The organism is Pokkaliibacter sp. CJK22405 (genome assembly GCF_046614695.1).
Classification (GTDB): Bacteria; Pseudomonadota; Gammaproteobacteria; order Pseudomonadales; family Balneatricaceae; genus Pokkaliibacter.
The window spans coordinates 185,748-208,972 of record NZ_JBKKHQ010000012.1 but is presented as its reverse complement, the minus strand read 5'-3'; the positions used below and the strand labels follow the sequence as shown (position 1 = coordinate 208,972).

The window sequence follows — 23,225 nt, the reverse complement described above, 5'->3', positions numbered from 1 at the left end:
GTTTACCCGTCACCTTCGCCGCAGATGCCAAAACCCCGCTGCGCAGGCACAAAAAAGCCGCTGTTACAGCGGCTTTTTTCCAGAATCGGGCATCAACGATTAGTGATCGCCGCCGCTGGCCTTGGCGTGGAATGGTGGTTTTGCCAGCATGATAATCACGATCAGGGCAAAGAAGATCCATCCCAGCAGGCTGAAGAAGTCGATGGTCGACATCATGTAGGCCTGCTGCTCAATCACGCGGTCAATCTGGGCAAAATGTGCCTGACTGGCCCCTCCCATCTGTTCGATGTACTGCTGGGCCTGCGGGTTATAGGCCGTGATATTTTCCGTCAGCTGCGCATGGTGGAAAATCTCGCGGCGATGCCAGAGCCAGGTCGACAGCGACGAGGCAAAGCTGCCACCAAGTACACGCAGGAAGGTCGCCAGACCCGAACCCTCGGCAATCTCCGAATGGGGCAGACTGGAGAGCAGGATGCTGGTGGTCGGCATAAAGAACAGCGCCACCCCAAGCCCCATAAATACCTGCACCTGCACGATGCTGGCAAAGTCGACCTCGGTATTGAATGCCGCTCGCATAAACGAGGTGGTGCCCATCACCAGGAATGACCCGCCCGCCAGCAGACGAAGATCCACCTTCGAGCTGTACTTACCAACAATAGGCGACAGAAATACCGGCAATATCCCCAGGGGTGCAGCGGCCAGACCTGCCCAGATGGCGGTATAGCCCAGCTGGGTTTGCAGCCACTGGGGCAGCAACAGGTTCAGACCGAAGAAGGCGGAATACCCCATCACCAGCGCCAGCGTACCGAAGGTAAAGTTGCGGTACTTAAAGAGGCGCAGGTTGATGATCGGGTGTTTATCCGTCAGCTCCCACATCACCAGCGTCACCAGAGCGACCAACGCAATCAGTGTACCGATGACAATGAAGTTGGAGTCAAACCAGTCCAGGTCGTTACCTTTATCCAGCACCACCTGCAGTGTTCCAACCCCCAGTACCAGCAATATCAGACCGATATAGTCGATAGGCTGTTTGACGGTTTTCTCCGGCATATGGCGCAGCTGCCCAAGCACAATAGTGACCGCGATAATCCCAATCGGCACGTTGATAAAGAAAATCCACGGCCAGCTGTAGTTATCGGTAATCCAGCCACCGGCAATCGGGCCGATGATCGGCGCCACAACCGCCACCATGGCAAGCAGTGACAAAGCCATCCCTCGCTTCGCCGCCGGGAAAATCGCCAGCAACAGCGTTTGTCCCATGGGGTACAGCGGACCTGCCACCAGACCCTGAAGTGCACGAAACAGCACCAGCTCCGGCATGGAACGGGAAATACCACACAGAAACGAGGTCAGAACAAAAAGAATGACCGCGCCGAGGAACAGCTTGAGCTGTCCGAAACGGCGGGCCAGCCAGCCCGTCAGCGGCAGGGCAATGGCATTACACACCGCAAAGGAGGTGATAACCCAGGTGCCCTGCTCCCCACTCACGCCGAGGTTACCGGCGATGGTGGGCAGCGCGACGTTGGCGATAGTCGTATCGAGAACCTGCATGAAAACCGCCAGAGAGAGGCCAAGGGTGGCCAGTACCAGGCTTGCAGGCTTGAAAGTCGCTTGACTCATAACAGCCTCGAATTAGTGCTTGGCAACCTCAGTGTCAGCCATGGCAACAGCCGCTGGGCCGTTGTCGTGGATCAGCTGTTTGATCAGCTCATCCGCTGCTGCGATCTGACGGTCATACACATTGGTCTCGTAACGGGGTTCATCCGGTGACTTGGGTGGCAGCAGTGCGCCATCCTGGTTATGCAGATCCACAGTGACCTTGGTTGAAAGGCCAATACGCAGTGGATGTTTCTGCAGGTTGTCACCTTCGAGGCGAATACGTACAGGCAGACGCTGAACAATCTTGATCCAGTTACCGCTGGCGTTTTGAGCGGGCAGCAACGAGAACGCGCTGCCGGTACCCACGCCCAGGCTTTCCACCTTGCCGCGATAAACGATGTCATCGCCGTACAGATCCGACTCTACTTCCACTTCCTGACCGATGCGCATATCACGCAGCTGAGTCTCCTTGAAGTTGGCATCGATCCAGACCTGATGCAGAGGCACCACCGCCATCAGCGCCGCGCCGGGCTGAACATGCTTGCCAAGCTGCACGGAACGCTGGGCGATATAGCCACTTTCCGGCGCCTTGATCGTGGTGCGTTCATGAGCCAGATAGGCCTGTTTCACTTTCGCTGCCGCCGCACGGATTTCCGGGTGTGAAGACAGTACGGTGTCATCCACCAGCGCCGCATTGGAGTCCAGTTGCTGCTTGGCATTGGTCAGTGCAGAGCGTGCGGCATTCAGGGCATCGCGGGCGTGAGCCAGATCTTCCTTGGAAATAGCACCGCCTTTGGACAGTTTCAGACGACGGGCATAGTCAGCCTCGGCGCGCTGAACCTCAACCTGTTTCTCAGACACCTGAGCCTTGTAGCCATCCACATTGCTGTAGAGACCACGAACCTGACGCACAGTATGCGCAAGCTCGGCTTCGGCGCTTTGCAGCTGAACTTCACTGTCGCTTGGATCAAGCTGCACCAGAGTCTGGCCTTTCTCGACAAAGTCACCGTTATCCACCGCAATGCTGACCACCGTACCGCTGACCTGAGGAGTCAGTTCGATCAGGTTGCCGTCCACATAGGCATCATCAGTGCTTTCATAAAAGCGGCCATAGGTTTCGTGATAGAAGTACACGCCCAGTCCCGCAGCGGCCAGAACCAGAATCAGGCCGATGAAGTAGACTTTGCGCTTGCGGGAGTTTTTTCCCTGTTGCTCGTTTTGAGCTTGATTATTCGCAGTGTCAGTCATGCTCTTTACTCTCAGTGCGTCTCGGCTGCAGCATCAGTTGGCTTGGCTTCAGGTGCCGCAAGATCGTCGGATACCTGATAGCCGCCACCGAGGGCCTGCATAAGTTTGATGGCGCTGGCCACACGCTCGGACTTGAGCGATGCCAGCTGCTGATCGGCATCGAACAATTGCTGTTCAACACTCAGCGCATCCAGATAGCTGCCAATACCGGCGCCGTAACGCTGCATGGCAATGTCATAAGAAGATTTGGCGATATCACGGGCACGGGTCTGCTCGGCAATACGGGCATCCAGTGAACGGAACTGGGTAATCTGCTCGCCGATATCGCCCATGGCGTTCACCAGCGACTGGTTATAGTTCGCCACCGCCAGATCGTACTGGGCATCCTTGCTGGCCAGCTCTGAGCGCAAACGGCCGCCTTCAAAGATCGGCAGGGAAATCGCAGGGCCCACATTAAAGAACTGGCTCTGGCTGGCGAAAATCGCATCACCCAGTACCGCTTTCACACCCGCCGTCGCCGACAGGTTCAGGTTCGGGTAAAAGCTGGTTTTGGCCGAATCAATATTCTTGCTGGCAGCTTCCACTCTCCAGCGCGCCGCGATCAGGTCAGGACGACGACCTGCCAGTGCTGCAGGCAGATTGTCCGGCAGGGAAACCGTATCCGGTGCGATCAGTGTCGGACGCTCGATATCCGTACCGCGGTCCGGGCCTTTACCCAGTAACACCGCCAGCTGAATCTGCGCACTTTTCACCGTCTGCTCGGCAGCCAGCAGGCTGGCGTGGGATGCGGCTTCCTTACTCTGGTTTTGCTTGAGCTGAACCTGGCTATCGAGGCCAGCGTCGTAGCGCTGCTGGGACAACTTCAGCATATTGCGCGCGCGCTTGAGATCCGACTTGGCAATATCTTCCACCGCATAGGCAAGACCGAGCTGGTTATAAGCCGCAGCCACATCCGCCGCGAGGGTCAAACGTGCCGCCTGACGATCAATTTCTGCAGCCTTGGCACTACCCACCGCACCTTCCCAGGCAGCACGCTGGCCGCCCCAGAGATCAAAGGTGTAGCTGGCCGTGGCCGACAGGTTACGCACCGTACCGTAGACATCGCCCTGGCCGCGCGGATCATCCACACGGGAAATACGTGAACGGGTAATACCCGCCTCGCCTTCAACGGTAGGCTTGCGTGCAGCATCCGCTGCGATGACGGCAGCCTGCGCTTCACGGGCACGGGCATCTGCCACCTGCAGGCTTGGGCTGTTTTCCAGCGCTTCCTTGATCAGGGCATTCAGTTTGGGATCATTGAACTGGGTCCACCATTGCTGCTGAGGCCAGGCAAGCTCACTCTGGGAGGTATCGCCCAGGGTGTTTTTACCTTCCAGCGTGGAGGGGTCCATCAGTTTGCCGTGAGTGGATAGTCCATCGGTGGATGCACAACCCGACAGCGTCAGCACTGTCACGGCGGCTATAAGAGTTAAACGCAGTACCATGGAATCAGTCCTCCTGGGCCTGTTCCTTCAGCATTCCTGAAGGAGCCAGTAATTTCTTCATCAGCCGTTCAAGCTCTGTCAGCTCGTCACGACTTAAAGGTTCGGTAAATTCGTTAAGAAAATCGGCCGCCACTTTATGTATTTCGAGGCGGAAGGCTTCGCCCTGCGGCGTCAGCCTGACTTGAATCTGGCGGCGGTCTTCTTCGTTACGAGCACGTTCGACCAGCTCTTTTTGTACCAGACGATCCACCATCCGGGTGGCAGCCCCTGAATCCATCGGCAATGCCTTACTCAGGCAGGCCACACTGCAATCGCCCTGTCGGGCCAGTGTTAACAGCACCTTGAACTGCGCTGCCGTCACGTCATAAGGCGCCAGGTATTTATCCAGCTGGCGGTCCTTATAAACATTCAACAGGTGAACCAGATGCCCCAGGGTATAAGTGACTGAGGCCATTGCCTCACCATCGTAATTAGCCATAGGAGTGTTCCGGGCCGAACAGGCACAGCCTTGTACCTTCGGCAGAGAAAAAGCTGCTCAGCAGCAAAAAGATCACATTACTTATTACTGCCTAGGCAGCAAGTAGGGTGAAATATACTGCCTAGGCAGACAATAGCAAGACGGGGAACTGACAAAGCACTGTTGTAATTGAACAACAGTCAGCGAAAGCCTTAATCGACGCGGGTTGGCGGCAAACCCATGCGTTTTCGCGAACGCATCGCGGCACTGTCACGAACGGCCCAGCGCAGCACACTGGCCACGGTTTTTACTGAGCCGCGAACGGCAATTCTTTGGGGGCGATGTAAATCCAGCTCAAGCTCCTGCGCTGCCCAACGTGGCAACAAATCCGCTGCGGCATACATAAAAAGACGCAATACCGGCAACATGGCCTTGCTGCCAAGATAGCTTGAGCGCAGTAAATCCCGCACTTCGCGAACACGGTCATCCACCAGTAGCTCAGAGCGCATAGCTGCCATGTAGGCCTCAACCTCGTCCACCGACTCCGGGACATTTTCCGCTCCCAGCATCCGTGCATTCAGCGCGACTTCACGGTAATAGGTATCCTGTTCCTCACGTGTCAGCGGATGCTTGTAGCGGCAATAGGCATGCAGAAAGCTTCGCACTTCTGCGACATGCACCCAGGTCAGTAGCGCCGGATCATTAGCCCGGTAATGACGCCCATCTGCCGCGATGCCTTCAATGCGGTCATGTATGCCCCGAACCTTGTCGACAATCGCCTGCGCCTGAGGTTCAGAAGCAAAGGAGGTGGCGGCGATAAACTGCCCGGTGCGGCGCAGCCGGCCAATCATATCCTCACGAAAATTGGAGTGATCCCACACACCCGCCAGTGTCAGTGGATGCATCATCTGCAGCAGCAAGGCGGCCACGCCACCACAAAGCATGCAGGTGAAATCCGAGTGCACACGCCAGACCTGGGAATGCGGGCCATACAGCCCGGGATCACCGAGTGGCTGATCATAATCCACCCCTTTGAGCACCAGCCCGGTCATGCCGATGACGCGTTGTTCAATAAACCGCCGCACGGCAGTACTCCATCACGGGTTACAGGAAAAACGAACGACTGATGCCTCAGGCATGTTCGCTGTGTTGACGCAGAGGCTCGGGAATCAGCCCGATACCCGGGCTGTTAGCGAACCAGCGGCACAACAGTGAGAACACCCCGGGCTCAGCCTTGGCCAGCTGCTGTGGCTGTCGAAAAAAGACTTCGCAAAGCACCGCGAAAAACTCCGCTGGCGCTGTTGCTGCATAGGGATCAATCCAGGGTTTCTGCCCCTGATCCAGTACATGATTCAGCCGCTCATACGCACCAGTCATTACCTGCGTCCACTCTTGCTGGCGAAGGCTGCGCGGCAGAGGCGGCATGCCGTTGGCAGCGCCGTTCATGCCATCCAGCTTGTGAGCAAACTCATGGAAAACCAGCTGGTGCGGAGAGCTCGACTGCTGGCTTTGCTGCCAAAGCGTATCCCAAGAAAGAATCACCGGGCCTCGCAGCCACGACTCCCCGGCCATAGCGGCCACCTTTTCATCCATCACCCCGGCATCGCCTGCCTGAGTATGAGTCGCGCTGAAATCCCCCGGGTACACAATCACTTCCACCCAGCCGGGGAAGATGTCGCCTTCTTCATGAGGCCAGAGCAGACTCGCCAAGAGCGCAATCAACAGGACTTTCTGACGATCGAGGCTAAAATCCCCGGCGGCAGAAAACTGCTTCTGCTCCATAAAGCGCAGTACATTCATGCGCAAATGCGCACGCTGCACCGCATCCAGTGATGAAAGCCAAGGCAGTGTCGCCAGGGCGCTGTGCCACTCGTCATTATCCAGCGGATGGTTATGCAGAAAGCGGCTGGTTTGCCACTGAGTCCAGCGTTGCCGAAGGCTCATGGATGCTCCTTATCCAATAGCAGCGAGTCGTTAGTCACTCACACTGAGGGTCTTGAATTCATCATGGGCCAGCTGATCCGTCATGCCACTCACAAAGTCCTGCAGTAGCCGCCCCCGGTAATAAAACGCCCATTGCTGACGCGTCTGCGCATCGGCCTCGGCAACCGCAGTCTGATAGGCTGCACGCTGTTTGGCAGGAATACGCTTGATCAGGCGGCTCAGAAAAGGACTGCCCCGGCCTTCGTTTAATAACGCATCAAAGGCCTCTGTCGACAGGGTCATCAGCGGTTTATACAAATCCAAAAGCCCGTAAATAATGCGATAGCCCTGCAACTCCAGTGTTTCGACTTCCGGGTGCGAGAAAACCCGTTCGAAGGCGACCTGCTTGAGGGTTGAGACAATGGCGGTGTACACCGAGCCATCTTCCAGCAGCGCCCGATCCAGCGCACCCCGTAAAATCGCGCCGCTATGCTCAATAAACTGTCGGGCGGCATGGCTCACCAGAGGATGAACCAGCTGTACCCGCATCTCGATAAAGAAACGGCCGGTCTGGTCAATAGGCTCGCGACTGGCTTTTTGCTCCACAGCTTCGACGATATCCCTGAAGCTGGACTCACGCCCAAACTGTTCAATCAGAGGCGCCTGCGGATCAAAGCCTGAACGGGCAAAAGCATCAAGCAGATAGCTCTTAAGCTGATGAATATCGAAATAGCCTTTCTCGACGGCATCCTCGATATCGGCGAGGCAATAGGAAATATCATCCGCCGCTTCCATGATGTAGGCCGCTGGATGCCGGCTGCCTGGCTCAAGATGCAGGGTCTGCCAAAGCTTTTTCACCATCGGCGCTTCGGACAGATAATACCCCGGCTTTTTATGCAGATAAGCCTGCGGGTGATCTGCCTGCGGCTTAGGCTCAGCAGCGCAGCGCACATACTTGAGCAAACCTGCGTTTTGCAGGTAGGTAAGGTTCAGGCGAAGGATACTGTGGGTCAGGCGAATGGCCTGGGCGTTGCCTTCAAAACTCTGCAGATCCCGCAGCATCTGCTGCCCCAGTTCATCCGAACCCAGGGCTTCACGCAGCACTTCCTGCTGATCACGAAACCAGTCCTGAATGGCTTGTTCACCAAAATGCCCAAAGGGCGGATTACCCACATCGTGCAGCAGACAGGCCATCTCGACCTGCGTTTCCAGCGCGCGCTCCACCAGATCCAGACCCATGGCCTGTAGCCAATTACGCTTGGCCAGTTTGTAAAGCGTCCGCACGATAAAGCGGCCATTCTGCTGCACTTCCAGCGAATGGGTAAGACGGCTGCGCACCGCCGCGTTGCGCTCAAGGGGAAAGACCTGGGTTTTCTGCTGCAAGCGTCTGACAGCGGCTGAGTTGATAATACGACCACGGTCACTTTCCAGCTGGCGCAGCAGCTCCTCTTCACCGCAATCACCCACCAGATGGCGGCCATAGTCCTGCGCTTGCCATTCACGACGCTTGCTGAACTTGGTCGCAAAGGTCATTACTGCATCCATTTCCCTAATCCTTGAGCAGCCAGATTCTGGAAGGGTAAGGACGAACTCCGCAGCAAACAAGGCCAGCCACACGATTAGCGCGTGACAATGTGCCGGGCGCGGCATATTTCAGGCATAAAAAAAGCGGGATCAAAGATCCCGCTATGAGCACAGAGTCAAGAGGTACACATGAGAAGGAATGTCCGGCCGTGACGCTCAACATTCCTGACAGCCATCGGCTTTCGCCTTGGGCTGCTTCACCTTACCTGCCCTGCCAGTCTATGCCCCGGCGCTGCGGCGGACATTGATGCAAATCAACATCCGGTCAGCTGCAGTGCGCTCTGGTCTGCTCAGTCTCTTACCAGCGGCAACAGAAAACGCCCAATGGCTTCGAGCTGCTGAGGCGCCACCTCATGCTCCAGTCCCGGCAAGGCATGCCATTGGGGAGAGAAGCCCCAGTTTTTAGCATGGGCGATACTTTGCTCACCCAGCTCCAGCGGCACCACATCATCGTTAAGACCGTGCATGACCAGCATCGGCGTATGACGATGAATGGAGAAACTTTCCTGAGACACGCTGTCAGGGGAGGCAATATACGTCGATAGCGCGACTAATCCGCCCAGCGCCCAGGGTGAAGTCAGCAAACTCTGCCAGGCCACTGCGCCGCCCTGGGAGAAACCTCCCAGCACAATGCGATGAGCCGGAATGCCGGACTCCAGTTCATGCTCAATCAGCGCGTGAACCTGTGCCACGGACTCGGCCAGTTCTTTCTCACTGATGACCCGCTCAGGCGCTGCAGCGAGAATGTCATACCATGAGCGAAGTCCCATACCACCGGCCATCGTTACCCGACGTACCGGTGCATTAGGCAGGAGGAAGCGCACATTGTCTGCCAGCCCGAGCTGCTGTGGCAGATCAGCAAAGTCGAAGGCATCCGCCCCCAGACCGTGAAGCCAGATCACCGAAGCCAGATGCTCATCCAGCGGTTGATGAACCAGAGTGTCCTGCATGATTACTGCGTTCCTGTATCAGGGTGAAAGGCGAGCAACCGCCCAGCCATTGTCAGTAAGACGATACTCAAAACGGTCGTGCAGACGAGACGCACGGCCTTGCCAGAACTCCAGACGCTTAGGCACCAGACGATAACCAATCCAGGGTTCCGGGCGCGGAACATCCCCTTCAGGGAACTCGGCTTTAAGCGCTTCAATACGTGCTTCCAGTGCTTCACGGCCCGACACTTCGCTACTCTGCACAGAAGCTGCAGCGCTTAACCGGCTGCCTAAAGGGCGGGAGTTAAAGTATTCATCGGCCTGAGCAGCACTTAAAGGCTCAACATCCCCCTGAATACGCACCTGTCGCTCCATTCCGCGCCAATAGAACAACAACTCGGCACGCGGGTTGGCCGCCAGCGCCTGTCCTTTGCGGCTGCGACTATCGGTAAACCAAATAAAGCCCGCGTCATCACAATGCTTGAGCAGCACAATACGCGCTTCCGGCCAGCCTTCAGGCGAGAGTGTCGAGAGTGCCATTGAGGTCGCATCATCAGGATGATGAATACGTGCTTCCGCCAGCCACTGCTGAAACTGCACCACCGGGCTGTCGTCCAGCATCTCACGGTTCAGTTCCTTGGCTTCATACTCGCGGCGGATATCGCCGTACTTTTGCTCACTCATGGCAGGTCCTTTATGACTTCCGGATTTATTATCCAGCTTTATCAGAACCGGCATCACTGAAGGCGTGCACTTCAGCCCTGACCACCAACGTGGCCAATCACCGGTCTTTGCGATCAAACGTTCCAAGGAGTGTAATCCCGGAATGCCTAACCACAAGACTATTAACGAGTTTTCATGATCCTGCTCAGGATGTTGCCAGCCGCTACCAGCCATTTCATTTGTGATGATCGGGCCGGAGAAGGCGGTAAAAACTCGAACCTCTCCGGGAATATTCGGTAAGATGTCGACACTTCAAGACCGGGAGAGCAGGAGGTTTTCCCGGAACGGCTTTCGACCCCGCGGGTTTCGGCTCAGGGTGTATTCTTAATCTCACTTACCATGAGAGCGCCGCTGCCCATGACGTTACGGATTCTGGCTGTCTGGTTCTTGCTGTCGCTGCTTGGCGGTTGCACCAGTGACCCCCATCGCAGCCTGTCACAACTGGCTAAAACCGATATAGATCTCGTGATTGATGCCTACATCAATGAACAGGAAGCCCTCTGTCGCGCCCTCACCCGCAAGCTGTATAAGCGCAACCCCTTCGAACTGCACAAAAATAAGGGCATGACCATCGATCAGCGCATGGATCAGCTGTTTCGTCGTCCACGTCAATTGGCGTTCGCTGAGCTTAAATTCAATAAGGGAACCAATGCGATTGATCTGGCGTTTGATCCGACCTTTCGGGGTGATCGGGTCTTTGCGCTGATGGTCGGTCTGACCAGCATGCTGGATGCCGCCTACGGCAACCGCACGGACTATTACTTCATTGATCAGCTGCCGGCTGACAAGCTCGATAAAAGTGCGAGAAATCTGGAAATAGTGCTTTGGCGTCTGAAGAATAAAGGCCCTGCCGCTGGCAGTGTCTGGCTGCTTAGCAACTCACTGGACCCTGAAAAGCCCAACCTCAGTTTTGAGCGACTCTTCGGCAAGATGATTGCCCTGCAGGACATGATGGCGACCATCGCGGGTGACGGTGATCAGCGGGCAGTGAATCGCTTTGTGCAGGGTATCGCTTCCACCGCGCTTTTCCCCCTCGGGATTTAACCTGTTCTCTCCCGGAGAGTTAAGCTGGTCCTCGGCATGTGACCTGACGACTAGTCAGGCCATGACATTCTCCGGGGGGCCACCTGCACCTGCGCAATCTGGTGGTAATGGTTCAGGTATAGCGTCACATCTGCCCGTGACGGCATTTCGGTCAGCACATGCCGGGTGATGCGCTCGTAGTGCATGATGAACTGGCGAATCTGCTCGGTATTCATGATACGCAACCCTTCTGTCGCATGATGCGTCCCCATCATCTGCACGCGCTCCGCCAGTTTCTGTTCCTGCTGGGTTCGCCAGGAATACACCGCTTCCATTGAGGGCACTTTGATCATCACGGTTGCGTCAATTTCTGCAAACAGCTCCGCGTATTGACCTTTCAGCTGGTCATTGACATAGGTGCGCCAGATCTGCTCCGGGTCCTGGTCCTGTTCGAGGGAGTTGAGGGGAGTCACCAACTCGGCATCATCCTGCGGCGTGGCTCCCACACACCACCCCTCGAAAATGATGACATCAGCTGCCCCTTCCCACTCCTGCCAGAAAATCGGATCACAGCGATCATCGATGGATTTATCAAAGACAGGGATCTTGGTTGCCTGCATCGGCGCAGCACTTTTCAGGGACTCGATCACCTGCAAGCCAAGCTGCACATCGTGGGTGCCAGGCACTCCACGGGTCATCAGCAGCGGGTGGACTTCACGTGCCAGTGCTTCGCGTTCGGCGCGGGTTCGATAGAGGTCATCAATAGAGAAAACGGCGACACGCTTGCCAAAGCCGGTACCGAGAATAATTTCCAGCAGATTACTTAAGGTCGACTTCCCAGCCCCCTGCGCACCATTGATGCCCAGCACCATCGGCCTTTTAAGACGCTCCTGCCTCTCCACCACCCAGGCGGCCATGGGAACATAGATGGACTCCAGAATACGCACCAGACCGATGTCGATTTGCAAACTGGTAAGGGTTCGGGCGAAGGCAAGCTCTGTGGCACGCACGGCATGCTGGCGCTGTGACTGGCTCAAACAGAGTTGATGGGAAGGCCACTGGGCCAGAGTACTCATGGCGAACCTCGCTTGCTCCGGGGGATAACTTGCCTGACAGGTCAGGATAGCTTAACTTAGCTCTTCCCTTACAACCAAAGTAGAAGAACATAACAGGTGCAAAAAGCACCGGGTCTTAAGACACGTGCCCTAACGTGCTCCTTACCGGGAAAAGGCCAACTCCCCTTTTACGGCAGCAGGATTGATTGAATGAGCGAAATGACGCTTGCCAGCTTTCTCGAGCAAATCGGCCATAACGCCGAGATCGATTTCGAAGATACCATGGGTGTGATTCACGCCAACTACGATTATCACCCCACCAGTTTTACCAACGGTCAGGACGCGGATCAGGTCGTGAATGATGCCGGCACGAATGAAGGCTCATGCAAGATTTTCGCCTTCGCCAAACGCCATGAACTGAGCGAAAGCCAGACACTGGCCTGTTTTGGACGCTTCTATCGGGACGATGTCCTGAACCATCCCGAAGGTTCGGACCATCGCAACATCCGTCAGTTTATGCGTCACGGCTGGCAGGGCATTCAGTTTGCACAAGATCCGCTGATCGACAAAGCCCACTGAGCCTGACCGCTCAACCGGCCCTCTAATAAAAAACGCCCGCAGAATGACGGGCGTTTTTATTTCTGTACACAAGAGAGCCGTCTTCAGAGCGGACGTAGCTCTTTAGGCAGATTCCGTAAATCCAGCTCCAGAACCGTCGCGTAAACATCATCCTGCACCGGATAGGTTTTCACGACACGCGCGCCCCGGATAATTCCAGAGATAGCACTCTGAATTTTCTCGCCCTGCAACACCATGTCATTCATGGAAGAACGGGTGGAAATCACCTGTCCCTGCACAACGGCGGCCAGTTCCTGATAAGCCTGAAGCTTGGAGGCTTTCATGGCCATCAGCTCCTTGTGGGATTGGGTCTGGCCTGGCTGCAAACTGATGGGCGCATAACCCACGACGGTAATGACCTGCGGGTCACGCACCATCTGGCCACGCTCAGGTGCCGTGGCCTGTTGCGCAGCCTGGGGTTGGGTATTCTGGCAGCCAGCAAGCAGAACTACCGCCGCCAGTGCAGCCATCGCCACAACGGTTTTCGACTGGCCCAAATAACGCGGTAGCTTGTCCATTGACGTTGACTCCTTGATACCCAATCCAGACGCCAAGCTTACTTCACCAGCGGCGTATTGTAGAGATACACACCCGGAGCAACATGTTGCTCAACGATACGGCCCTTGAAGTTACGCACCGGATCATAGCCGCCCATGATGCCTTCCACATCATCCGTCTGGATAAAGGCCTGCGCGGTACTCATCACCACTTTGGAATGCAGGTCGATCAGGCGAGCATTCACCATGACGCCTTCAGGGAAGCCGGTATAAGTGCCGGTCAGTACATAATTGATGCGGTACTGACGGGTAAGGTCTTCCAGACGGCGGCTGAAAGCAAAGTCACCGCGCTGGTTCACTCGAATAGCACCCATGGTTTTAAAGTCGACGACCTTGAAACCACGCACCTGCATTTCATGAATCATGTCTTCAGAAATCTGCATGCCAAGCTTGTTGGTCTCATCCAGATTCTCCATGTTCACAAAAGACGTCACCGCGATGGGGGTGTCCTGAACGTTCATGAAATCTTTGTTAACCGCCAGCTGATCTCCCATAAAGCTGACCAGATCAGTCAGGACGGAAGGTGCCGCGCCGCCGGGGCCAAAACGGTCGTATTGAACCTGAGACATAAACTGCGGTTTAGCAGGTGGCGCGGCGACCTCCACCGGTTTGGACTGACAAGCCGCCAGAAATAAGGGAGCAACAAGGCAAGTGCCCAGTCGCAGCCAGGATGCGCGCGAAAAAATCCGGGTCATGAGACTCTCCTTTTGCCTTCTTATTGCTGATTGCAGGGCGTGGAACGGTACTCGTTCTGCTCACGCACGGACACACGGAAGTTTCCGCAAACACGGCACGGCGCATGATACTCCACCTGCGCTACTTTCTTGGCGCACTGCTCTGCCGGCTTGGGTACGACCAACACACGCTGGGAACATTCAGGACAAGGAACAGCATGACCTGAAGGCTGGGTGTTGGAATAGGTCATCGGCGCCGATTGCTGATAGGTTGAGCAGCTCTGACCATTACAGCCTCCATTTTCTGCGAAGGCGGAAGATGAGCCAAAAGCCAGGCCAGCCAGTAACATTAATGCCCCGGCGAGATGCGCGAATCCCCGTGTCGCGCAGATTTTGCGAAGTCGTGCCATCATCGATATAGTCCTGTGTTTGCGCCATTTCAGGTTATCCGGCACCCTGCCAGCGGCCTGAGAAGCTTGATCTTGGGCACTGCGCAGCAATCCATTGAGCTCCAGCTTTCCGTGGATTGAAGGCAACATGCCTTGAGGTTATCGGCAGCGGGGAGTACAACTTTATCTACTCTTTATCGCTGTTCGGCCTTTTCTTGCCAATACGCTGTTTCTGAGCCGCCGTTAGCCGTTTAATACTGGCAGTAGCCAAGATTGAAAACCAGTAGTAACGCCGAACAGTATAGTGTGACTTAAGCCCCCGTGACGGATGCGTCCATGACCTTATTCCAACAACAACGATCCCCGCACAACCGCTTTGCCTTCACCTCGTTCTTCACTCGTCTGCTGATGCTATTGATTGGCCTGACATTCAGCCTTGTGACTCAGGCCATGACCGTCAGCTCTCAGGGTCAGGCGTTGATTGGCCCCGAAGGTAAAGCGAAAGCCCGCGAGGATGCGATTGCAGAAGCCTCCCGCCTGGCACTGCTGCAGGCCGGTAACTGGTTCAGCACCAGTCAGGAAGTCGATAATGGCATTCTGCGCCATGACACCGCCCGCATGGGAGCTGAAGGCCGCATTCGCACCATTAAAGTCACTCGTGAAGTGGTCAGTCAGAATGTACTGACGGTCTTTATTGAGGCCGACATTGAGTCACGCCAGAGCTGCAGCCGCCCCGGCCAGACCAGTAACTATCGCAAGAATGTGGTGATTGCCGCCTTCCCGCTGGTACATCCGGATGATGCCACTCTCGGACGCATCGGCAACATCAGTCAGGATTTAAGCCAGGAAATGGCAAGACGGATGCAGGGGACGCCGGGGCTGAACCTTATACCCTCCGGTCAGCTGCAGGTGTTGCCAGCCAGTACGGCACCGACCGCCGGCGAGCTGCCCAATATCAGTCTGGCGTTGCCGATTCTGCGTCACATGACCAATATTCAGTATGTGATTTCCGGCCGCCTGACAGATCTCTCGTTAGCACCTGTGGGTCAAAGCAAACTGCCTTCAGTGATTGACCCCGAGAACCTGCGCCAGTATCTGCCCTTTGTGGAAGGTCGTTACCGTCAGTTTGCCATTGAGGTCTTTATCCATGATGCGAACGACGGCCAACTGATCTGGCAGCATTCTTACTCTACTCAAGGTGCCTGGATCAGCGACCATACCCAGAGCGTCGGCTTTGGCACCGCCACTTTCTGGAAAAGCCTCTACGGTCAGGCGGTGAATCTGACCCTGAACGATATCGATGCGCATGTGGGTGATTTGCTGCAGTGCCAGCCTTTCAATGCCCGGATTATCCGCTCGGAAGGGCCACGCTTACTGGTCAATGCCGGACGTCAGGCGGGGCTTCGTGTTGGGGACACCTTGCAGGTCTATCGTCAACGATACGACTACGGCCCACAGGGTGATGTTTATCCACAGCTGGATGACACCGGCTCCACCGCGAAAGTCACCAGCATTCAGGGAGACTCGTCCTGGCTGACGCTGCCTTTTGACGCAAGTCAGATCAATATTCAGCAAGATGACCGCGTTTTTGCCTGGTAAATCCGGTAGCATGCCGTCGTCTCTCTTGAGACTCGGGTTTCCCACCCCCACGTAGGCCACGGGAACCCATTTTTTACCGTAATATCAGGATTAGTCCCATGCATAACGAATTACTGTCCAGCCTCGATAACAAAATCCAGAGTCTCATCGAAGAAGTCGAGCTGCTACGAATGGAAGTCACCGAGCTGCGTGATGCCAAAACCAGCCTTGAAGAACAGCAACAGCAATGGGAAGGCGCCCTGAAGGGCATGCTGGACAAGTTTGAACAACTGAATCAGCTGTAAAATCTGTACACCTCGCTTTCAAATGCACAAAGCCCCCAAATGGGGGCTTTGTTTTTTTAGCAGAGAGCCTGAGCTTATTGTATGGGACGAATCTGCAGCTCAACACGGCGGTTCTGTGAACGCCCCTCAGCGGTATCGTTAGTCGCGATGGGGTTACGCTCACCCAGACCACGGGCAGTGACACGGCTTGAAGCCACGCCCTGCTGCAACAGGTAAGAAGCGACCGCATTGGCTCGGCCTTCGGAAAGTACCTGATTGTGCTCAAAGGAGCCGGTGGAGTCGGTGTAACCGATCACATCAAGGTGTGTCTTATCGAATTCTTTCAGCACTTTAACCACTGAATCCAGAGTCGAGTAGAAAGAAGCTTCGAGCTGAGTGCTGTCAGTCGCGAAGGTAATGTTACCGGGCATGATCAGGTTGATCTGATCACCATTACGCTGAACCTGTACGCCGGAGCCCTGTAATTGCTGGCGCAACTGAGCTTCCTGCTTGTCCAGATAATACCCCACACCACCACCGACAGCGGCGCCGAGAGCGGCTCCGGCCAGAGCACCACGACCATGATTTTTACCACTGGTCACAGCGGCACCCAGCGCTGCACCGGCTAACGCGCCAATACCCGCGCCTTTGGTGGTATCGTTCACTTTCTGCTGGCCCGTGTAGGGGTCATTGGTCATACAGCCGCCCAGAAATACCATTAGGGTGGAGGCGACGATAAGTTTCCGTGTTTTCATATGCACTTTCCTTACTTAGTTCGAGAGCGTCATCTACTGGTCACACAGTCGGTTGCTCTATACAATGCGTGGATGCCTGAGAGCTGTTTATGGTGGCAGAAGCAGGGTTTATACAAGTCATCACGCTTTTGTTCTCCTTATGCTCCCCCACCGCGCGTTTCAGAAGGCGCAACCCGGACTTGAGAAGCCGGGAATCTACGACATACATGGTGTGTATTTATCTGTAGCCACCAAACCTCGAGAGGATGTTTCTTTGTCTTATTTGCCTGTCATCGTCGGTTTTGGCGGAGTCAACGCCTCCGGGCGCACCTCTTTTCACCACGGTTATCGTCGCCAGGTTATTGATCAGCTCTCTGACGAAGTTTCTCATCAGACCCTACTCGGTCTGGCCACCATGATGGGATTGGCCCGCGCTGAAAACGGCCAGTTTTTCGATGTTCAGAATCAGCCCCTGTCATCCCGCGATGTGGTTGCGCTTTTCAGAGATTACATCCTGAATAACACCCTGATTCGCCGCATCAATCACGAAGCCTTTGATATCAACAATGTGCCTCATCAGGTGGCGGCAACGCTGGCACCGGAAGAGGACGGCAGCCACAGTTTTGTCATCCGCCAGCGCCATATGCCTGAGCAGATTCCCTCCAGCTGGGTGACTGAAGATATCGGCAGCGGTTATCTCAAGGTAAAAACCGCCGACCCTCTGGATGTTCTTTTATACGACTATCGTACCGCTCCGGTTCAGAGCGGTGGCCAGTTGCCTACCGGCTTTGCGCCGGGCGAGCTTTACCAGTCCCGTCATCATCCGCGTGCATTGCAAATGTCCATCTTCGGCGCGTCCGATTGCTTGGGCTCCATGGGTATCGACTGGCAGCGAATTCGTGATCGTGTTCGTCCTGACCAGATTGCCGTGTATGCCGGTAACTCCATCGGCCAGCTGGATGACTACGGTTTTGGCGGCATGCTCAAAGCCCCTTTCATGGGCAAGCGCACGACGTCCAAGCAGATGCCTCTGGGCTACGGCCAGATGCCTGCTGACTTTATCAACGCCTATGTTCTTGGCAGCGTGGGTGCAACCGGCACTGTGCTGGGCGCGTGTTCTTCATTCCTCTATAACCTGCAGCTTGGCGTTCAGGACATTCGCTCCGGTGCCCGCAAAGTGGTTATGGTGGGCGGCAGTGACACCCCGATTACGCCGGAAATTATTGAAGGCTTCCGCGCCATGGGCGCACTGGCCGAAGACAAGAATCTGCGCGACCTCGACAACATTGCCGAGCTGACAGAGGCGCATTACCGTCGCTCCTGCCGTCCGTTCTCGACCAACTGCGGTTTCACTGTCGGCGAAGCGGCTCAGTTTGTCATGCTGATGTCCGATGACCTCGCCGTTGAAATGGGCGCTCAGGTCTTTGGTTCTGTTCCGGATGTGTTTGTGAATGCCGATGGCAACAAGAAATCCATCTCAGCACCGGGTATCGGTAACTACCTGACACTCGGCAAAACCGCTGGCCTTGTTCGCGCCATGCTGGGCGAAGACTCCCTGCGCAATCGCTCCTTTATTCATGCTCACGGCACCAGCACACCACAGAACCGGACAACGGAATCTCACGTGCTGAATGAAATTGCCAAAGCCTTTGATATCCCCCAATGGCCGGTCGCCGCGATCAAATGCTTCCTCGGCCATTCCCAGGGCACCGCTGCGGGAGATCAGCTGGTGAATGCACTGGGCGTCTGGGCTCATGGCATCATTCCCGGCATCGGCACCATTGATCACGTGGCTGATGATGTGAATGCGTCCAACCTCAGGATTCAGCCCGAGCACACGCAGGTTGGCCTGACGGATATTGATTCCATCCTGCTGAACTCCAAGGGCTTCGGTGGTAACAATGCCAGCTCTGCGGTACTGGCACCTCATGTCACCATGGCCATGCTGGCCAAGCGTCATGGAAAAGATGCCATCACCGCCATGCGCAAAGGTCAGGAAGCGGCTCAAGAGAAAGCGTCGGAATACGACACCGCAGCCACTCACGGTACCGCCAGCCCGGTCTATCATTTCGGACAGGACGTTCTGGCCGGTGAAGACCTGAGCATCAGCGCTGATGAGATTCGTCTGCCGGGCTATGCACAGAGCGTTAACCTGAAACTGGATAATCCGTTCGGAGATATGAGCTGATCGACTTTCCAGTGCATAAAAAACCGGGCCATCTGCCCGGTTTTTTTTATGCTTAACCTCTGCCTAACGCTAACGTGAAGCCAGCTCCACATCACTGAGAGGATAACTGCAGCAGCTCAGAATCATCCCCTCTTCCTGCTCCTGCGAAGATAACGGTGCCACACTACGACTACTGACCTGCCCGGCGATCAGCTTCACCTTACAAGCGCCGCAGATACCTGCACGACAGCTGGAAGGTAACTCCATTCCGGCCTGCTCAATCTGATCAAGCAGTGGACGCTCACCGCTACCCTCGAAACTCCCTTGCCCGGACAAGCTGATCCTATGCGTCGCAGAGTCCGTAACAACTTCCTTCAGCAGCGCCCGGGGACGCTCCGGATAACGTGGCCCCGGTGAGCGCACCAGCACCCTCACATCGTCTCCGGCACGAATGCTGCCCGTGTTCAGGGCGATGAGATTCACCCCAAAGTACACCTCGCCCTTATCGTCCTGTCGAAAGGTTTGCAGCGTCGCCAGCGGCTCCATGTCTTCATCGTAGCTCTGACTGTGGGGATCAAGGGTGGTGAACACACAGCGTGCGCAGGGCTTCACGTTGGCAAAACGCACCTCGCCAATTTGCAATTCGACCCAGTCATCTTCTTCAAAGGGTAAAGTGCCATCAATCACCAGATTGGTCCGAAAGCGCTCCATAGGCACCGCGTCCGGGCTGCGGCGCTGCAGCTCTGCCAGTGAGGCCGAGGTTGTCAGCAGCAGAGGGAAACCGTCAGCAAAGCTGACGCTGTAATCGAGTTTGGCGATGGGCCGGTGCATCTTCGGCCCCTGATAGCGCAAATGTACCGGCTCACCCAGAAACTCGCTCAGCCAGGCATCCGCTTCCATGGTCGTGCACTGGGCATCAATATGACTCGACCAGACGGTGACAGGCTTATAGTCATCGGAGAAATCTGCAATTTTCAATGCCAGCGGGGACATGCCGGGAGCCTGTAGCATCAGACCATCAAACTGCAGATGCGCCTTGATTAGCGTGAGTTTGGAGTGAGATCGTCCGGTGATGAATTTACCGTCCGCATCAACCACCATCCAGCGCCGATCAACACTGAGACCATCTTTCGCCACCCAGGCCTCCGACAGCTGCACGCCCTGACAGGACTTGATCGGATAGACACTGATTTCGGCCAGTTTCATTCATTCACTCCTTAATATCGGCCGCTATCGGCAAGCGAAACAGACGACGGGTATTCTCGGTTAACTGCTGGCCCAGAGCCTCAGCAGACTGGCCCCTTAGCTGAGCCAGCACGTTCAGGGTATCGAGCATGCGAACAGGCAAATTTACCTGCCCCTGAAAACCCTGCACGGGCATATCCGGCGCATCGGTTTCCAGCAGAATATGCTCCACAGGCAGGCGGCTAAAGGTATCACGGGTTTTACTGGCACGCTCGTAGGTGATGGCCCCACCGGCACCCAGGCAAAAGCCCAGATCAACGTAGGCACTGGCCTGCTGGTAGCTACCCGTGTAGGCATGAATCACACCTGCACGTGGCAGGCTGGCTTTTTTAAGTAGCCTGAACAGTTCCTGATGCGCTTTTCTCACATGCAGAATCACCGGCAGATCACAGGCTTTAGCCAGTGCCAACTGGGCCTCACAGAGCTCCAGCTGCCAGTCCCAGTACAGCTCACCTGACAGCATCGCATCCAGCCCACATTCTCCCACCGCCACCAGTGACTGGGCAGGCGCCTCCATGACTCCCCGCCTGAGCCACTCAAGATCTGCCGGAGTATGCTCAGCAATAAAGTAAGGATGAAGTCCCAGGGCAGCGAACAGCCCGGTGTGTTTATCCACCACCGCTCGTTGCTGTGCAGAGGCCTGGCGCGTCGTACCGGGCACAATCCACTGACGAATTCCGGCAGTGCGAGCCTCATCCAGAGCGCTACTCAGCACAGGCGCAAGACGAGCAAAATCCAGATGGCTGTGACTGTCGATCAGGTACCGGGGTAATGCCATTGTCACGGTCTTGTCAGAAACTCGGGAATCAGTGAGCACAGAGTAACAGGACACACAGGTGATAGCAGCGCGACCATCACATTCGAGATTCCCTGACCGAAGCCTCAGGGGGCTATGCTATTATCAACCGATGGGTCAAGAACGCCTTGACCCCTCACCACCCGCCGGGCTTGAGGATTGAATTATCATGGTCACTTTTATCATTTTGCTTAACGTTGAGAAAAAGCGCGTCAATCAGGTGGCCGAACGCCTGGTCGAGCTCAAAGGAATTTCCGAAGTGTTCTCAACCAGTGGCCGTCATGACCTCGTTGCCATCGCCCGTGTTCAGAATAATGACGAGCTGGCCACTTTGGTGACTGAACAAATGCATCAAATCGATGGCATTCTCGAGACCGAAACCATGATGGCGTTTAAAGCCTATTCAAAACACGATCTGGACTCGATGTTCGCAATCTGAGCGTCACGAAGCGAGCTGAAACATTCGGGCGCTGGCGAGTCATGAAGCCCACAAGTAAGCTTAATCAAACTCAGCAGTCCATTTTTTAACAGATTGATCACCACAGCCCTTGAAACACGGGTGATGGGACAGCAAACACTGCTTACCAAGGTGATTGCCCGGTTAAGAATCGCTTAGCATTGTTGAGCAACACTATCTCTGCGTCTGGTTCGTACAGGACCGGAAACGATCGAGCAATAAGGACGAGCCCTCACCTGGCTCCTCGGGCAGTATTCAGGCTGCCGTACTTCAGGAAGATTGAAAGCATGTCTTATCAACGCTGTCTGCTGGCAAGCTGTTTAACTCTGGCCACCCTGCCGGGCTGGACTCTGGCCGCAGGTGCGACTCCAACACCTGTCGTCAATTCTTCAGACAATTCGGCACTGCCCGCCAATGCGACAGAAAAAACCTCTGCTGCATCACGGCCACTGCCTGAGAACCAGTCTGCAATACCGGATGCGAAAGACCCAAAACGGCTCTGGACGCTCAATCTTTATCTGGACAATGACCTCTTTACCAACACTGACCAGCAATACACCAATGGGGTCAAAGCGTCCTGGATCTCTCCTGATCTCAACACCTTTGAGAATGACCCTTCACTCCCCGGCTGGCTTAAGTTTATTAACAGCAACATGGTGTGGCTGAGCGGTAAGAATCCGGCAGAACAGCGTAATGTCGTGGTTTATCTGGGTCAGACCATGTACACCCCGGCGGACAAGGACGCCACCGAGCTGATTCCGGATGACCGCCCCTACGCAGGCTATCTCTTTGGCGGGGTTTCCTATCAGCGTCGTTACAGTAACAAGCTGCTGAAAGTCGCCGAAGTACAGCTGGGCATTGTGGGCCCAGCCTCACTGGCCCATGAATCCCAGGACTTTATTCACAAGCTGCGCGGTTTTGACAAGTTCAAGGGCTGGGATAACCAGCTACACAACGAACCCGGTATCACTGTGACCTATGCAGAAAAGAACCGCCTGTTTCGTTCCGCCCTGGGTGGTCTCTACAGTAATGACTTGATTGGTCACTACGGCGTCTCCGCCGGTAACGTCTTTACCGGCGCTGCCACCGGCCTTGAATATCGAATTGGCTATCGTCTGCCCTCAGACTTTGGTTCTTCCTCGATCCGTCCAGCGGGGGATAACAGCGCCCCTGGTGAGAAGTGGGATAGTCGCGTACTGGATGGCGGTTTCGGCTGGCATGTGTTCGTCTCTGCAGAAGGCAGGATGGTGCTGCACAACATCTTCCTCGACGGCAACACCTTCGAAGACAGCCCGAGTGTTGATAAAAACCTCTGGGTGGGTGACTTGAGTGCCGGTGTCAGTATGTCCTACAGCAACATGAAGCTGACCTTCTCCAACGTTTACAAAACCCGTGAGTTTAAGACCCAGAAGAAATCACACAGCTACGGCTCGATCGCCTTCTCTATGTCTTACTAACACCCTGTTTTTTATAACAACCTGTGCTAACGCCTGAAGACGCTCAGCCCTGACCGTCTTCAGGTGGTTATCCCTTACCCCCTTAGACTTCCATTGCATTTCCTCTGCGCCTGACGCACTCACTTCTCCCTCCGGCCTTTAAGACTCCTCACATTTCACAGCAATTCTTAACAATCGAGTGACGAGCCTACGGTGTAGATCGCCAATTCTTGCCCCAAAAGAAAAGACAAGACTGGTTTACCTG

Annotated in this window: 23 protein-coding genes; 7 read left to right on the top strand and 16 right to left on the bottom strand. The window is 55.5% G+C overall.

What is annotated here, in order from left to right; genetic code table 11:
- Positions 1 to 99: 99 nt before the first annotated feature.
- The 9 genes from ACKC9G_RS08210 to pdxH form a co-directional block, all read right to left on the bottom strand.
- Positions 100 to 1,620, bottom strand: coding sequence for a DHA2 family efflux MFS transporter permease subunit (locus ACKC9G_RS08210; RefSeq protein WP_411404458.1), 1,521 nt, complete (start codon positions 1,618 to 1,620; stop codon positions 100 to 102).
- 12 nt (positions 1,621 to 1,632) lie between these two features.
- Positions 1,633 to 2,847 (bottom strand): efflux RND transporter periplasmic adaptor subunit, encoded by a 1,215-nt coding sequence (locus tag ACKC9G_RS08205; RefSeq protein ID WP_411404457.1) that lies wholly within the window; start codon positions 2,845 to 2,847, stop codon positions 1,633 to 1,635.
- 11 nt (positions 2,848 to 2,858) lie between these two features.
- Positions 2,859 to 4,331, bottom strand: coding sequence for an efflux transporter outer membrane subunit (locus ACKC9G_RS08200; protein WP_411404456.1), 1,473 nt, complete (start codon positions 4,329 to 4,331; stop codon positions 2,859 to 2,861).
- Between the two features lie 4 nt (positions 4,332 to 4,335).
- Complete coding sequence (locus ACKC9G_RS08195) at positions 4,336 to 4,809, bottom strand: MarR family transcriptional regulator (protein ID WP_411404455.1); 474 nt, start codon at positions 4,807 to 4,809, stop codon at positions 4,336 to 4,338.
- Positions 4,810 to 5,000: 191 nt separating this feature from the next.
- Complete coding sequence (locus tag ACKC9G_RS08190; RefSeq protein ID WP_411404454.1) at positions 5,001 to 5,873, bottom strand: oxygenase MpaB family protein; 873 nt, start codon at positions 5,871 to 5,873, stop codon at positions 5,001 to 5,003.
- Between the two features lie 46 nt (positions 5,874 to 5,919).
- A complete protein-coding gene (locus ACKC9G_RS08185; protein ID WP_411404453.1) occupies positions 5,920 to 6,732 on the bottom strand; it encodes a zinc-dependent peptidase in 813 nt (270 codons plus the stop codon).
- A 30-nt stretch (positions 6,733 to 6,762) separates the two neighbouring features.
- Positions 6,763 to 8,256, bottom strand: coding sequence for a dGTPase (gene dgt, locus ACKC9G_RS08180; RefSeq protein WP_411404452.1), 1,494 nt, complete (start codon positions 8,254 to 8,256; stop codon positions 6,763 to 6,765).
- A 329-nt stretch (positions 8,257 to 8,585) separates the two neighbouring features.
- Positions 8,586 to 9,245, bottom strand: coding sequence for an alpha/beta hydrolase (locus ACKC9G_RS08175; protein ID WP_411404451.1), 660 nt, complete (start codon positions 9,243 to 9,245; stop codon positions 8,586 to 8,588).
- An 18-nt stretch (positions 9,246 to 9,263) separates the two neighbouring features.
- Positions 9,264 to 9,908, bottom strand: coding sequence for a pyridoxamine 5'-phosphate oxidase (gene pdxH, locus ACKC9G_RS08170; RefSeq protein ID WP_411404450.1), 645 nt, complete (start codon positions 9,906 to 9,908; stop codon positions 9,264 to 9,266).
- Positions 9,909 to 10,304: 396 nt separating this feature from the next.
- Between pdxH and ACKC9G_RS08165 the strand changes: the two genes are divergently transcribed.
- Positions 10,305 to 10,991, top strand: coding sequence for a hypothetical protein (locus ACKC9G_RS08165; protein WP_411404449.1), 687 nt, complete (start codon positions 10,305 to 10,307; stop codon positions 10,989 to 10,991).
- Positions 10,992 to 11,041: 50 nt separating this feature from the next.
- On the opposite strand, the gene ACKC9G_RS08160 is transcribed toward ACKC9G_RS08165, so the two are convergent.
- Entirely contained in the window at positions 11,042 to 12,046 is a 1,005-nt protein-coding gene (locus tag ACKC9G_RS08160; protein WP_411404448.1) for a hypothetical protein, read from the bottom strand.
- A gap of 189 nt (positions 12,047 to 12,235) precedes the next feature.
- On the opposite strand from ACKC9G_RS08160, the gene ACKC9G_RS08155 reads away from it, so the two are divergent.
- A complete protein-coding gene (locus ACKC9G_RS08155) occupies positions 12,236 to 12,604 on the top strand; it encodes a HopJ type III effector protein (protein ID WP_411404447.1) in 369 nt (122 codons plus the stop codon).
- 83 nt (positions 12,605 to 12,687) lie between these two features.
- On the opposite strand, the gene ACKC9G_RS08150 is transcribed toward ACKC9G_RS08155, so the two are convergent.
- Genes ACKC9G_RS08150 through ACKC9G_RS08140 form a run of 3 tightly spaced genes read right to left on the bottom strand, consistent with a single transcriptional unit; the run spans position 12,688 to position 14,287 of the window.
- Positions 12,688 to 13,161 (bottom strand): LPP20 family lipoprotein, encoded by a 474-nt coding sequence (locus ACKC9G_RS08150; RefSeq protein ID WP_411404446.1) that lies wholly within the window; start codon positions 13,159 to 13,161, stop codon positions 12,688 to 12,690.
- A gap of 38 nt (positions 13,162 to 13,199) precedes the next feature.
- Positions 13,200 to 13,895 (bottom strand): FlgO family outer membrane protein, encoded by a 696-nt coding sequence (locus tag ACKC9G_RS08145; protein ID WP_411404445.1) that lies wholly within the window; start codon positions 13,893 to 13,895, stop codon positions 13,200 to 13,202.
- Positions 13,896 to 13,915: 20 nt separating this feature from the next.
- Positions 13,916 to 14,287: a hypothetical protein gene (locus tag ACKC9G_RS08140; RefSeq protein ID WP_411404444.1), complete on the bottom strand. Its 372-nt coding sequence runs from the start codon at positions 14,285 to 14,287 to the stop codon at positions 13,916 to 13,918.
- 312 nt (positions 14,288 to 14,599) lie between these two features.
- On the opposite strand from ACKC9G_RS08140, the gene ACKC9G_RS08135 reads away from it, so the two are divergent.
- Positions 14,600 to 15,862 (top strand): flagellar assembly protein T N-terminal domain-containing protein, encoded by a 1,263-nt coding sequence (locus ACKC9G_RS08135; protein ID WP_411404443.1) that lies wholly within the window; start codon positions 14,600 to 14,602, stop codon positions 15,860 to 15,862.
- A gap of 98 nt (positions 15,863 to 15,960) precedes the next feature.
- A complete protein-coding gene (gene zapB / locus ACKC9G_RS08130) occupies positions 15,961 to 16,146 on the top strand; it encodes a cell division protein ZapB (protein ID WP_411404442.1) in 186 nt (61 codons plus the stop codon).
- Positions 16,147 to 16,220: 74 nt separating this feature from the next.
- On the opposite strand, the gene ACKC9G_RS08125 is transcribed toward zapB, so the two are convergent.
- Positions 16,221 to 16,880, bottom strand: a complete 660-nt coding sequence (locus tag ACKC9G_RS08125; RefSeq protein WP_411404441.1) for an OmpA family protein — start codon at positions 16,878 to 16,880, stop codon at positions 16,221 to 16,223.
- 253 nt (positions 16,881 to 17,133) lie between these two features.
- Here ACKC9G_RS08125 and ACKC9G_RS08120 point away from each other — a divergent pair, with 253 nt between their 5' ends.
- Positions 17,134 to 19,047: a beta-ketoacyl synthase gene (locus ACKC9G_RS08120; protein WP_411404440.1), complete on the top strand. Its 1,914-nt coding sequence runs from the start codon at positions 17,134 to 17,136 to the stop codon at positions 19,045 to 19,047.
- 69 nt (positions 19,048 to 19,116) lie between these two features.
- On the opposite strand, the gene ACKC9G_RS08115 is transcribed toward ACKC9G_RS08120, so the two are convergent.
- Positions 19,117 to 20,232 (bottom strand): YcbX family protein, encoded by a 1,116-nt coding sequence (locus tag ACKC9G_RS08115; RefSeq protein WP_411404439.1) that lies wholly within the window; start codon positions 20,230 to 20,232, stop codon positions 19,117 to 19,119.
- A gap of 4 nt (positions 20,233 to 20,236) precedes the next feature.
- A complete protein-coding gene (locus tag ACKC9G_RS08110) occupies positions 20,237 to 21,049 on the bottom strand; it encodes a TatD family hydrolase (RefSeq protein ID WP_411404438.1) in 813 nt (270 codons plus the stop codon).
- Positions 21,050 to 21,236: 187 nt separating this feature from the next.
- Between ACKC9G_RS08110 and ACKC9G_RS08105 the strand changes: the two genes are divergently transcribed.
- Together ACKC9G_RS08105 and ACKC9G_RS08100 are read left to right on the top strand one after the other, a co-directional pair.
- A complete protein-coding gene (locus ACKC9G_RS08105) occupies positions 21,237 to 21,506 on the top strand; it encodes an Lrp/AsnC family transcriptional regulator (RefSeq protein WP_411404437.1) in 270 nt (89 codons plus the stop codon).
- Between the two features lie 305 nt (positions 21,507 to 21,811).
- Complete coding sequence (locus ACKC9G_RS08100) at positions 21,812 to 22,981, top strand: lipid A deacylase LpxR family protein (protein ID WP_411404436.1); 1,170 nt, start codon at positions 21,812 to 21,814, stop codon at positions 22,979 to 22,981.
- The last annotated feature ends 244 nt before the right edge of the window (positions 22,982 to 23,225 follow it).